The sequence below is a fragment of the Schumannella luteola genome, assembly GCF_013408685.1.
Taxonomy (GTDB): domain Bacteria; phylum Actinomycetota; class Actinomycetes; order Actinomycetales; family Microbacteriaceae; genus Schumannella; species Schumannella luteola.
In genome coordinates, this window is sequence record NZ_JACBZY010000001.1 from 2,584,117 (window position 1) to 2,597,016 (window position 12,900).

Sequence of the window (12,900 nt, forward strand, 5' to 3'; positions counted from 1 at the left end):
GCCTAGGCGCTCGGCCGGGCTCGCTCGCGCAGGGGCGCCCGCGGCGATGGGACCGCACTGGCGCCTGGTCGCGTCACTGCGCACAGGAGGGCGTCACGTCATGTGGGGCAGACTGGTCACGATCCCGCCCTCGACTCGAAGGTCTGCGCATGCGCCTCGCCCGCCCCGTCATCCCCGCTCTCGCCGCCGCCGGCATCCTCGTCGCGACCCTCGCCGGCTGCAGCACGCCCGAGAAGGGCGACCCGGGCGACGCCGCCCTCAGCTGCCCCGCCGCCGGCGACGCGTCGAAGGCGGTCGAGGTGAAGGTCGGCGACAGCGCGGATGCGGCGCCGAAGGTCAGCTTCGACGCCCCGCTGAAGACCGACGCCACTCAGGCGACGGTGATCAAGGAGGGCAAGGGCGCCGCGATCACCGAGAAGGACAGCGTCAAGGTGCGCTTCACCTTCGTCAACGGCACCACCGGCAAGGCGCTGGGCGCGACCGGCTACGACGGCTCGGCGGTCGAGACGCTGCCGATGACCAGCACCCAGGTGCCCGCCGGCCTGCGCAAGGCCGTGCTGTGCGCCAAGCCCGGCGCGATCATCGCCGCGGTGATCCCGCCTGACGACGGCTTCGGCGCGACCGGCGCGGGCGAGCTGAAGGCCGACGACACGCTCGTCGCGGTCGCGGATGTGATCGGCATCATCAAGGACAAGGCCGACGGCAAGAGCGTCGACCCGGGCGCCGAGTTCCCGAAGGTGACCCTGAAGAAGTCGGGCGAGCCCGAGGTCGAGCTGCCGAAGGAGGTCGTCGAGCCGGCGACCACCCTGGTGGGCCAGCTCAAGCAGGGCGACGGCGCGACGGTCGCCGAGGGCGACACCGTGACGGTGCAGTACAAGGGCATCGACTGGAACACCGGCAAGACCTTCGACGCGAGCTGGACCCGCGGTCAGACCGCGAGCTTCCCGACGACCGGCGTGATCGCCGGCTTCTCGAAGGCGCTCGTCGGTCAGAAGGTCGGCTCGCAGGTCATCGCCATCATCCCGCCGGCCGAGGGCTACGGCGCCTCGGGCGGCCAGCCGAGCGCCGGCATCGCGGCGACCGACACGCTGATCTTCGTCGTCGACATCCTCGACACCGGCGCGACCGCCTCGACGCAGGGCTGATCGTGTCGCGCCGCGTCGTCATCCTCGGCAGCACGGGCTCGATCGGCGAGCAGGCGCTCGACGTGATCCGGCGCAATCCGGAGCGATTCGAGGTCGTCGGGCTCGCGACGGGCACGAACCGCGAGCGGCTCGAGCAGCAGGGCGCCGACTTCGCGGTGGATGCGCTGGCGCTCGGCGTCGACGAGGCGGTGCAGCTGGTGCGCGACATCGAGGCGGATGTCGTGCTCAACGGCATCACCGGCTCGGTCGGTCTCGCGCCGACGCTGGCGGCGCTGGAGACCGGGGCGAGCCTGGCTCTCGCGAACAAGGAGAGCCTCATCGTCGGCGGTCCGCTCGTGACGGCCGCCGCGGCGCCGGGTCAGATCGTGCCGGTCGACTCCGAGCACTCGGCGATCGCGCAGGCGCTGCGCGCGGGGGAGGCGCACGAGGTGCGGCGGCTGGTGCTGACCGCGTCGGGCGGTCCCTTCCGCGGGCGCAGCCGGGAGTCGCTCGCGGCGGTGACCCCGGCGGAGGCGCTCGCGCATCCGACCTGGGACATGGGCCTCGTCGTGACGACGAACTCGTCGACGCTCGTGAACAAGGGCCTCGAGGTGATCGAGGCGCACCTGCTTTTCGATGTGCCCTACGACCGCATCGCCGTCACCGTGCACCCGCAGTCGATCGTGCACTCGATGGTCGAGTTCATCGACGGCTCGACGATCGCGCAGGCCTCGCCGCCCGACATGCGGCTGCCGATCTCGCTCGGCCTCGCCTGGCCCGAGCGCGTCTCGGGGGTCGGCGCGCCGCTCGATTGGACGACCGCCTCGGCGTGGACCTTCGAGCCGCTCGACGATGAGGCCTTCCCCGCGGTCGCCCTGGCGAAGCGCGTCGGCACCGCCGGCGGCACCTACCCGGCGGTCTTCAACGCGGCGAACGAGCAGGCGGTGCACGCCTTCCACGCGGGGCGCATCGGGTATCTCGACATCCTCGACACGGTGGATGACGTGGTCGACCGCCACGAGCCGGCGGCGACGCTGGACCTCGACGCGGTGCTCGAGGCGGAGCGCTGGGCCCGCGAGCAGGCCGACGCGCTCATCGCCCGCGCATGAGGAGACCGCCTGCGACGACTGTCGTCGGACGCCGTCCAGGGCGGACATAGCCGACACCCCAGCACGCGGGGGCGCGCTCCCAGCGTCGCGCGCGTAGCCTTCCCGACGTGGAGTCCGTGCTGCTGTTCATCCTGGGCGTCGTCATCGTGGCGCTCGGCGTCGCCATCTCGATCGGGCTCCACGAGTTCGGCCACCTGATCCCGGCGAAGATCTTCGGCGTCAAGGTCGGCCAGTGGATGATCGGCTTCGGCCCGACGATCTTGTCGCGCAAGGTGGGCGAGACCGAGTACGGCGTGAAGGCGATCCCGCTCGGCGGCTACATCTCGATGGCGGGCATGTACCCGCCGGAGAAGCCGCGGAAGCGCCGCTGGGGTCGGCGTGAGACCTCGTCGGACGCGCTCGACGCCGAGCTGGCCGCCGAGTCGCTGCTCGCGCCGGGAGCGGTCGAGGACGCCGGCATCGGCGCCCGCGCGACGCGGTCGGACGCGGAGGGCGCATCCACCACGGTCCGCAGCTCCACGACCGGGTTCTTCGACACGCTCGTGCAGGAGGGTGAGAATGCCGGCGACGAGCTCGACCCCGCCGACGCCGATCGGGTCTTCTACAAGCTCTCGCCGTGGAAGCGCATCATCGTCATGCTCGGCGGTCCGACCATGAACCTTCTGATCGGCATCGCCTGCACGGCGATCGTGCTCTGCGGCTTCGGGCTCCCGACCTCGAGCACCACGATCGCCTCGGTGAGCAAGTGCGTGGTGCCGTCGACCGCGAGCGACACCAGCAGCTGCGACGGCCTGGACCCCTCGCCCGCCGCGGCGGCCGGGTTCAAGCCCGGCGATCGCCTGGTCAGCGTCAACGGCACCGCGGTGACGAGCTGGGATCAGTCGACCGCGATCATCCGCAAGTCGCTCGGCGACCCGGTCACGGTGGTCGTCGACCGCGACGGCGCGCGCAAGACCCTGTCGCTGACTCCGATCCCGAACACGGTCGTGGTCGTCGACGACGCCGGGAACCCCGTCAAGAACGCCGACGGCTCGTACAAGACCGAGACGGTCGGCTTCATCGGCATCGTGTCCCAGCAGCAGCAGGAGGCGCAGTCGCCGGCGACGGTGCTGCCGTACGTCTGGCACAACGTGACCGCGGTCGGCAACGTCATCCTCAACTTCCCCGACCGCATCGTCGGCGTCGCGAAGGCGGCCTTCGGCGGGGGAGAACGCGACGCGAACGGCCCGATCGGGCTGATCGGCGTCGGCCGCATCGCCGGCGAGATCTCGTCGAGCGACCAGACCCCGGTCGCGGCCCGCGCGCAGAGCCTGATCAGCCTGATCGGCGGCGTCAACATCGCCCTCTTCGTCTTCAACCTGATCCCGCTGCTGCCGCTCGACGGCGGCCACGTGCTCGGCGCGATCTGGGAGTCGCTGCGCCGGCGCGTCGCGAAGCTGTTCAAGCGTCCCGACCCGGGTCCCTTCGACCTGTCGCGGCTCATCCCGCTGACGATGGTGATCGTCGTGGTCCTCGGCGCGACGAGCCTGCTGCTCATGTACGCCGACATCGTCAACCCGGTGAAGCTGTCCTGACGCTGAGCGCCGTGCGCCGTCCAGACAGCCGTCACCTCACCCGCGTAACCTGACGACCATGCCCGCTCTCAACATCGGGATGCCGAAACCGGCTCCCGAGGTGCTCGCCCCCCGCCGCAAGTCCCGCCAGATCAAGGTGGGCAAGGTGCTGGTCGGCGGCGACGCCCCCGTCAGCGTCCAGTCGATGACCACGACGCCGACCACGAACATCAACGCGACGCTGCAGCAGATCGCCGAGCTCACCGCCTCGGGCTGCGACATCGTGCGGGTGGCCTGCCCGAGCCAGGACGACGCGGATGTGCTGCACATCATCGCGAAGAAGAGCCAGATCCCGGTCATCGCCGACATCCACTTCCAGCCGAAGTACGTCTTCCAGGCGATCGACGCCGGCTGCGCCGCGGTGCGCGTCAACCCGGGCAACATCCGCAAGTTCGACGACCAGGTCGGCGCGATCGCGAAGGCCGCGAAGGATGCGGGCGTGAGCCTGCGCATCGGCGTCAACGCCGGCTCGCTCGACCGCCGCCTGCTCGAGAAGTACGGCAAGGCCACGCCGGAGGCGCTCGTCGAGAGCGCGGTCTGGGAGGCGAGCCTGTTCGAAGAGCACGACTTCCACGACTTCAAGATCTCGGTCAAGCACAACGACCCGATCGTCATGGTGAAGGCCTACCGTCAGCTCGCCGAGCGCGGCGACTGGCCGCTGCACCTCGGCGTGACCGAGGCGGGCCCGGCGTTCCAGGGCACGATCAAGAGCGCGACCGCCTTCGGCATCCTGCTCAGCGAGGGCATCGGCGACACGATCCGCGTCTCGCTCTCGGCGCCGCCCGCCGAGGAGGTCAAGGTCGGCCTGCAGATCCTGCAGTCGCTCAACCTACGCGAGCGCAAGCTCGAGATCGTCTCCTGCCCCTCGTGCGGTCGCGCCCAGGTCGACGTCTACTCGCTCGCCGACAACGTGACCGAGGGGCTCAAGCACGTGACCGTGCCTCTGCGCGTCGCCGTCATGGGCTGCGTCGTCAACGGACCGGGCGAGGCACGCGAGGCCGACCTCGGCGTCGCCTCGGGCAACGGCAAGGGTCAGATCTTCGTCAAGGGCGAGGTCATCAAGACCGTGCCGGAGTCGGAGATCGTCGAGACCCTGATCTTCGAGGCCCAGCGCCTCGCCGACGAGATGGGAGCGGATGCTCCGGTCGGCTCGCCGGAGGTCGTCACGTCCTGATCCGCCGCGCGGCCCACCGCATGGGCACGCGTCCCCATCGTCAGCCCACACCCGCTCCCGCAGAATTCGAGAGAACGTCCGGTCGCCTAGGCTCGACTGGACACCTGCCGCCCCTCCCGGAGGAAGATCAGTGACCGACCCCGCACCGCAGAGCCCCGCACCGCAGCCGAACACCGGCTGGTCGGCGCCCGGTCACCCCGTCGCGCCGGGCGGCCAGCCGGCGCAGCCCGCTCAGGCTCCGCAGCCCGGGCACGCCGCTCCCGCAGGCCAGCCGGCTCCTGCAGGCCAGCCGGCGCCCGCCGGTCAGCCCGCCCCGGCTCCCGCAGCCGCACCGGCGGCGGCTCCCGCAGCTGCTCCGGCGGCTGCTCCCGCGGCTGCTCCCGCGGCCCCGGCGCCGGTCGGCCAGCCGGTGCAGCAGCAGGTGCCCATCCGCCACGACGGCACCGAGCCCGGCTTCGGGCCCACCCCGACGCCGACCGCGGCGAGCGAGGCTGCCGCGGCAGCCGCGGCGCCACGCGTCTCCGAGGTGCAGCTGACCGACGCCGACCTGCAGCGCTCCGCCCGCATCGTGCAGCGGATGTCGGCGGCCTTCGCCCGCAAGGTCGTCGGCCAGCAGGCCCTGCGCACGAGCATCATGACCGCGCTGGTCGCGGGCGGGCACATCCTGCTCGAGAGCGTCCCCGGTCTCGCCAAGTCGACCGCGGCCGGCACGCTCGCGACGGCCGTGCAGGCGGAGTTCCGCCGCATCCAGTGCACGCCCGACCTGCTGCCCAGCGACATCCTCGGCACCCAGATCTACGACGCGCCGAACTCGCGCTTCGTCACCCAGCTCGGCCCGGTGCACGCCAACATCGTGCTGCTCGACGAGATCAACCGCTCGAGCGCGAAGACGCAGAGCGCGATGCTCGAGGCGATGCAGGAGCGTCAGACCTCGATCGGCGGCACGATCTACCCGTTGCCCGAGCCCTTCCTGGTCATCGCGACGCAGAACCCGATCGAGCAGGAGGGCACGTACCTGCTGCCCGAGGCGCAGCTCGACCGCTTCCTGCTCAAGGAGGTGCTCGACTACCCGAACCCGGCCGACGAGTTCGAGATCCTGCGCCGCATCGACAGCGGCGTCTTCGACCGCGACGACCACGACCCGGATCCGCTGACGCTCGACGACGTGCGCTTCATCCAGCAGGCCGGACAGAAGGTCTTCGTCGCCGACCAGGTGCGTCAGTACCTGATCGCCATCGTGCAGGCGACCCGCAACCCCGCCTCGGTCATCAACGCCGACTGGGCCCGCCTGGTCGACTACGGCGCGAGCCCCCGTGCCTCGATCGCCTTCCTGCAGGCCGCCCGTGCGCTGGCCCTGCTGCAGGGCCGCGGCTACGTCATCCCCGAAGACGTCAAGCAGCTCTCGCGCCGCGTGCTCGGCCACCGCGTCGTGCTGACCTTCGAGGCGGATGCCCTCGAGGTCACGTCGTGGCAGATCATCGACGCGATCGTGGCCGCGATCCCGACCCCGTAAGCGGCATGGCCTCCCTGCTCCCGCGCGTCAAGTCGCGGCTGTTCATCCACGCCAACCGACGCACCACGAACCTGCTCGACGGCGCGTACGCCTCGCTGCACGTCGGTCGCAGTCTCGACTTCGACGACCTGCGCGTCTACGTGCCCGGCGACCAGGTCGAGGACATCGACTGGAAGGCGACCGCCCGCACCGGGCAGCCGCTCGTGAAGCGCTACCTGCAGACGCGGCGTCAGGATGTGCTCTTCCTCGTCGACACCGGGCGGGGGATGGCGGCGGTCGCCGAGGGCGGCGAGGCCAAGCGCGACCTCGCGATCGACATCGTCGGCGTGCTCGGCTTCCTCGCCCTGAAGCACGGCGACTCGGTCGGCATGATCACGCATGCCGACGGGCGCGTGCGGGTGCGTCCGCCGAAGTCGACCGAGGGCTACCTCGAATCGCTGCTGCGCGGCATCCGCGACGAGACGACGCTCGACGGCGAGCAGAGCGACATCACCGAGCTGCTGCGCCACGTCGCGCGGGTGCTGCGCAACCGCGGCATCCTCGTGGTCGTCGCCGACGACCTGATGCCGCCCGACGACCTCGACGACACGCTCAAGGCTCTCGGCGTGCGCCACGAGCTGCTGTGGATCACCGTCGCCGACCTCGATCTGATCTCCGGCGACGGCAGCCGTCGTCAGATCGTCGGCGTCGAAGACGATCAGCTCATCCCGACGATCTTCCGCTCCGACCGCAAGCTGCGCCGCCTCTACGCCGAGGCCGCGACGTGGCGCATCGACTCGCAGCGCACCTTCTTCACCCGGCTCGCCGTCTCGCACGCCCGCGTCGGCAGCATCGACGCGGTCGTTCCGACGCTGCTCAACCTGCTGAGGAGGCGCTCCCGTGCCGGCATCTGAGCGTCGTGGCGTCGCGGACTCCGGGGGAGGTGCGCGGTCATGAACGACCCCGTCGACCCGTACTTCCCGCCCCAGGTCTACGACTGGTTCTGGTGGATCATCCTGCCGGTCTTCCTGCTGCTGCTGGCGGCCTGGATCATCCTGTCGCGCGTGATCGCGAAGCGCGCCGCGCGCCCCGTCGAGGCGCCGCCGGCCCCGGTGATCAAGCGCTACGTGCCCCCGCCGGACGCGGGCCCGAAGGCCTTCGCGCGCATCGACCGCGTGCGTCGGCAGTTCGAGGCCGGCGACATCGACACCCGCGACGCGCACATCGAGCTCAGTGAGATCGTGCGCGACTTCGGCTACCAGCGCACCGGCATCGACGCGCGCAGCATGACCCTCGAGGAGCTGCGCGAGAGCCGGCTGGTGCCGATCGCCGACGCCGTCTCGGGCTGGTACCCGATCGCGTTCGCGCCCGATGCCGACGAGGACATCGGACCGGCGCTCGATTCCGCGAGAGGAGTGGTGCAGGCATGGAGCTAGTCTTCGGCTGGATGCCGTTCGCCCTGCTGGGGCTCGTGGTCGCCGGCTTCGCGGTCTACCTGATCGTGTCGCGCGGCCGTCGCCGTCGTAGCGACACGACCGTCCTGGCCGCCGCCCACGTCGAGCGTCTGTTCGCCCTGCCCGAGTACCGCAGGGCGTATCGCCGCGGCCGCGTGCTGTTCGCGGGGCTCATCGCGGTGAGTCTCTTCGCGCTCAGCGGTCTCGCCATCGTCGCCGCGCGTCCGGTCACCACCGACGTGGTCACCACCGAGACCGCGAATCGCGACATCGTGCTCTGCCTCGACGTCTCCGGGTCGATGCTCGGCGACGACGCCGAGGTGCTCGACCAGTTCCGCACGATCGCGAAGGGCTTCTCGGGTGAGCGCATCTCGCTCGTCATCTGGAACGCCTCCGCCGTGCAGGTCTTCCCGCTCACCGACGACTACAGCTACGTCGACGAGCAGCTGAAGACGGTGGCGGATGCGGCGGCCGAGGCCGATCGCCTCGGCTACTACCCGGACCCGCAGGAGGGCAGCTTCGATCTGTTGAGCGGCACCCTGCTCGGCAGCGGCTCGTCGCTCATCGGCGACGGTCTGGCCAGCTGCGTGCTGCGCTTCGACAACACCGACTCGGAGCGCTCGCGCACGGTGCTGCTCGCGACCGACAACGAGCTCTACGGCGAGCCGCTCGTCACGCTCGACGAGGCGTCGAGGTTCGCGCAGGAGCGCAAGGTGCGGGTCTACGCGCTGACGCCGTCGTTCCTCGGCATCTCCACGCCGGAGAAGCGCGAGCTCGAGCAGGAGTCGGAGGCCACCGGCGGCAAGCTGTTCGGCCTCGACGACGCCCGCGCGGCCGATGAGATCGTCAAGCGCGTGCTCGCCGATCAGGCGTCGAAGCTCAAGGGCACGCCGCGCCTGGTCATCACCGACGAGCCGGGCGGCGCCCTCGTGGTCGGCATCCTCGCGGTCTGGCTTGTCGCCTTCATCGGATGGAGGATGCGCACGTGATCTTCGACCCGGTCATCAGCATCGGCTGGATCGTCGTCCTGCTGATCCCGCCGCTCGTCTTCACGGTCTGGCAGATCGTGCGGGCCGGGGGGATGCGCTCGCGCATCTCGCCGATCCGGCGCCTCGTCGCGGTGCTCCTGCTCGGCGTCGCCGCGCTCGGACCGGCGATCCCCGGCGGCACGACGAAGGAGATCCGCTCCGACGTCGACGTGTTCATCGTCATGGACACCACGACGAGCTCCAACGCCGAGGACTACGGCGACGGGCGCACCCGTCTCGACCTGATGAAGCAGGACCTGCGGTCGGTCGTCGAGCAGTACGGCGGCGCGCGCTACAGCCTGATCACCTTCGACAGCGCCGCGCAGGTGCGGGTTCCGCTCATCGCCGATCCGGATGCGCTGCTCTCCCTCGCCGACACCCTGCAGGTCGAGATCACCGACTACTCGCAGGGCTCGACGCCCTACCAGGCGAACGATCTGCTCGCGGAGCGCCTGCAGTCCTCGCGCAAGGAGCACGCCTCACGGGTGCGCGTCGTGGTCTACATGGGCGACGGCGAGCAGACGGCGACGGTCGACGGGGCTCAGAGCTTCTCGGCTGCGAAGGGGCTCTTCGACGCCGGCGCCGTGCTCGGCTACGGCACGGCGCAGGGCGGCCCGATGCGCGAGAACAACCCCGAGATCTTCGTCGACGACCAGTACGACGAGCTCTACAGCGACCCCAACGCGCCCCCGTCGACCCCGCCGCAGCCGGACCCCTCGGCGAGCCCGACCGAGCCGCCGTACCTGGTCGATCCCACGACCGGCCAGCCCGCGATCTCGAAGATCGACGAGACCGTGCTGAAGAAGATCGCCTCCGACCTCGGAGTCGGGTACCAGCATCGTGCGCCAGGCTCATCGCCGACGCTGCCCGATGTGGGCAATCGCCTCGGCGAGCAGGTCGAGGTGAAGAAGCTGTCGATCGCCGAGCGCCTGTACTGGGTCCCCGCGATCGCGGCGTTCCTGCTGCTGGCGTGGGAGCTCTTCATCGGCTGGCGTCAGCTGTCGGAGCTCCGCACCGCGAAGCCGAAGAAGGTGAACTGAGATGAGCGCCACCGCCGAGAAGGACGTCCCGACCGTCGAGGTCGAGGCCGAGCCGGCCACTGGACCCGGCACGCCGTGGGCGCGGCTGATCGCGCCCTCCGAAGACGCCCGCCGCCTGCGCCGGCGCATGCTCGGCGTCTCGCTGCTGCTCGTCGTGCCGGTCGGGCTGTTCGCGGTCGGCACCTTCGTCAACGCGATCATCCAGCTCGGGGTGTCGAACTCCTACGACCAGAAGGACTATCGCGCGGCCGTCAGCTGGGCGCGCTGGGGCGTGAGTCTCAATCCGATCGATCAGTACCTGCCGCACTACAACCTGGGCACCGCCTACGGTCAGGCGGATCTGCTGCCGGAGTCGAAGAAGGAGCTCGCGACCTCGGTGCAGAACGCCGGCTCGATCGAGCAGTACTGCCCGGCCGTCGCGAACCTCGAGCTCACGACCGAGAAGATCGGGGATGCCGCGAAGGCCGCCGGGCAGACCGACGACGCGCGCGCCGCCTGGTTCGAGGCCCGCGATCAGTGGCAGATGGCCGTCGACAAGGACTGCGCGGAGTCGAAGCCCTTCGTGAAGAAGGGCGAGTCGTCGATCGAGCGCCTCAACAAGAAGCTCGAGGAGTCGGGCGGGGCCGACCAGAACCAGGACCCCAATCAGGACCCGAGCCAGGATCCGAATCAGGACCCGAGCCAGGGCGGGCAGGGCGGCCAGCCCTCCGGTCAGCCGAGCAGCGGCTCGGGTCAGCCGTCGGACCAGCCGGGCGGCGGTTCGGGTCAGCCGTCGGGGCAGCCCTCGGGACAGCCGAGCAACGGATCCGGCCAGCCGGGCGACGACTCCGGGGGCGGCGGGTCGAACGGCAGCGACGACGGCGACTCGAGCAAGACGCTCGGCGACAAGCTCGGGGAGCTGAAGGGCCGCGACGAGCAGGCCGGTCGCAACCGCGACCAGCACGGCGACGAGAACAGCTCCGGCGGGTCGCGCTCCGACAAGCCCTGGTGAGCCGTTCCGGCGTGCCGGGAGCCGCGCTCTCGGTACGCTGGAGCACGTGCCCACACGCCTGACTCGTCTCTTCGTCCGCACGCTGCGCGATGACCCCGCCGATGCCGAGGTCGCCAGCCACCAGCTGCTGGTGCGCGCCGGCTACATCCGCCGCCAGGCCCCGGGTGTGTTCGCGTGGCTGCCGCTCGGTCTGCGCGTGAAGGCGCGCATCGAGACCATCATCCGCGAGGAGATGGATGCGGCCGGCGCGCAGGAGGTGCATTTCCCGGCGCTGCTGCCGCGCGAGCCCTACGAGACCACCGGCCGCTGGGAAGAGTACGGCGACGGCATCTTCCGCCTGCAGGACCGCAAGGGCGCCGACTACCTGCTGGCTCCCACGCACGAGGAGGTCTTCACCCTGCTGGTGAAGGATCTCTACTCCTCGTACAAGGACCTGCCGCTGACGATCTTCCAGATCCAGGACAAGTACCGCGACGAGGCCCGCCCGCGTGCCGGCCTGCTGCGCGGTCGCGAGTTCACGATGAAGGACGCGTACTCCTTCGACGCCTCGGACGCAGGTCTGGATGCGAGCTACCAGGCCCAGCGCGACGCCTACGAGCGCATCTTCACCCGTCTCGGTCTCGAGTACGTGATCGTGCAGGCCGACGCCGGCGCGATGGGCGGCTCGCGCTCGGAGGAGTTCCTGCACCCCACCCCGATCGGCGAAGACACCTTCGTGCGCTCGGAGGGCGGCTACACCGCGAACGTCGAGGCCTTCACGACGGTCGCGCCGCCCTCGCGCGACTCCACGGGCCTCACTCCGGCGGAGGTGCTCGACACCCCGAACACGCCCACCATCCAGACCCTGGTGGATCTCGCGAACGAGAAGCACCCGCGCCCGGATGGTCGGGCTTGGACGGCCGCCGACACCCTCAAGAACGTCGTGCTCGCCCTCACGCACCTCGACGGCAGCCGCGAGCTCGTCGTGGTCGGTGTTCCCGGCGACCGCGAGGTCGACACCAAGCGCGCCGAGGTCGCCTTCGCGCCGGCCGAGATCGAGGCGGCGACCGAGGCGGACTTCCTCAAACACCCGGGCCTCGTGAAGGGCTACATCGGTCCGTGGTCGCCCGAGGGCGCCGTGCTCGGCGAGGAGTCGGCCACCGGCATCCGCTTCGTCGTCGACCCGCGTGTGGTCGAGGGATCGGGTTGGATCACCGGCGCGAACAGCGACGGTCGGCACGTCTTCGGCCTGGTCGCCGGTCGCGACTTCGACTGGGACGGCGTCGTCGAGACCGCCGAGGTCAAGGAGGGCGATCCCGCCCCCGACGGCTCGGGTCCCGTGCACCTCGAGCGCGGCATGGAGATCGGCCACGTGTTCCAGCTCGGCCGCAAGTACGCCGAGGCCCTGGGGCTCAAGGTGCTCGACGAGAACGGCAAGCTCGTCACCGTCACGATGGGCTCGTACGGCATCGGCGTGACGCGCATCCTCGCCGCGATCGCCGAGACGACGCACGACGACCGCGGCCTGCTCTGGCCGAAGGAGGTCGCGCCCTTCGACGTGCACGTGGTCGCGACGGGCAAGGACGAGGTCGCCTTCGACCTGGCCGAGAAGCTCAGCGCCGAATTCGAGGCCGCCGGCCACGACGTGCTGTTCGACGACCGACCGAAGGTCTCGCCCGGCGTCAAGTTCGGCGACGCCGAGCTGCTCGGCGTGCCGATCATCGTGATCGCCGGTCGCAACGCAGGCGAAGGCGTGGTCGAGTTCTGGGACCGCCGCAGCGGCGAGCGCCGTGACGTGCCCGCGAGTGAGGTCGCGGCGCTGCTCGGCTGAGCGGCGTCGCCGGCGCGCGGCGGAGGAACGAGAAGGGCCCCGGGAGAGATCCCGGGGCCCTTCCT

Annotated in this window: 11 protein-coding genes; all 11 read left to right on the top strand. The window is 70.7% G+C overall.

The annotated features are described in order from the left end of the window. Positions 1-149: 149 nt before the first annotated feature. Complete coding sequence (locus BJ979_RS11675) at positions 150-1,145, top strand: FKBP-type peptidyl-prolyl cis-trans isomerase (RefSeq protein WP_179568035.1); 996 nt, start codon at positions 150-152, stop codon at positions 1,143-1,145. Further along, positions 1,145-2,233 carry a 1-deoxy-D-xylulose-5-phosphate reductoisomerase gene (dxr, locus tag BJ979_RS11680; RefSeq protein ID WP_425502507.1) on the top strand — a complete coding sequence of 363 codons (1,089 nt, stop codon included), beginning with the start codon at positions 1,145-1,147 and terminating at the stop codon, positions 2,231-2,233. The genes BJ979_RS11675 and dxr overlap by 1 nt, the downstream gene beginning before the upstream one ends. A gap of 107 nt (positions 2,234-2,340) precedes the next feature. After that, positions 2,341-3,807, top strand: coding sequence for a M50 family metallopeptidase (locus BJ979_RS11685; RefSeq protein ID WP_343046683.1), 1,467 nt, complete (start codon positions 2,341-2,343; stop codon positions 3,805-3,807). Positions 3,808-3,865: 58 nt separating this feature from the next. Further along, complete coding sequence (gene ispG / locus BJ979_RS11690) at positions 3,866-5,020, top strand: flavodoxin-dependent (E)-4-hydroxy-3-methylbut-2-enyl-diphosphate synthase (protein WP_179568037.1); 1,155 nt, start codon at positions 3,866-3,868, stop codon at positions 5,018-5,020. Positions 5,021-5,597: 577 nt separating this feature from the next. Beyond that, entirely contained in the window at positions 5,598-6,533 is a 936-nt protein-coding gene (locus BJ979_RS17665; protein WP_246287124.1) for an AAA family ATPase, read from the top strand. Between the two features lie 5 nt (positions 6,534-6,538). Further along, on the top strand, positions 6,539-7,426 hold the full coding sequence (locus BJ979_RS11700; RefSeq protein ID WP_179568041.1) for a DUF58 domain-containing protein: 888 nt from the start codon (positions 6,539-6,541) through the stop codon (positions 7,424-7,426). Between the two features lie 39 nt (positions 7,427-7,465). Next, positions 7,466-7,948: a hypothetical protein gene (locus tag BJ979_RS11705; RefSeq protein ID WP_179568043.1), complete on the top strand. Its 483-nt coding sequence runs from the start codon at positions 7,466-7,468 to the stop codon at positions 7,946-7,948. Next, positions 7,939-8,955, top strand: a complete 1,017-nt coding sequence (locus BJ979_RS11710) for a vWA domain-containing protein (protein WP_179568045.1) — start codon at positions 7,939-7,941, stop codon at positions 8,953-8,955. Before BJ979_RS11705 ends, BJ979_RS11710 begins: the two co-directional genes overlap by 10 nt. Further along, positions 8,952-10,034, top strand: a complete 1,083-nt coding sequence (locus tag BJ979_RS11715; RefSeq protein ID WP_179568047.1) for a VWA domain-containing protein — start codon at positions 8,952-8,954, stop codon at positions 10,032-10,034. Before BJ979_RS11710 ends, BJ979_RS11715 begins: the two co-directional genes overlap by 4 nt. Before the next feature lies 1 nt (position 10,035). After that, on the top strand, positions 10,036-11,025 hold the full coding sequence (locus tag BJ979_RS11720; RefSeq protein ID WP_179568049.1) for a hypothetical protein: 990 nt from the start codon (positions 10,036-10,038) through the stop codon (positions 11,023-11,025). Positions 11,026-11,071: 46 nt separating this feature from the next. Continuing rightward, a complete protein-coding gene (locus BJ979_RS11725; RefSeq protein WP_179568051.1) occupies positions 11,072-12,835 on the top strand; it encodes a proline--tRNA ligase in 1,764 nt (587 codons plus the stop codon). Positions 12,836-12,900: the final 65 nt, after the last annotated feature.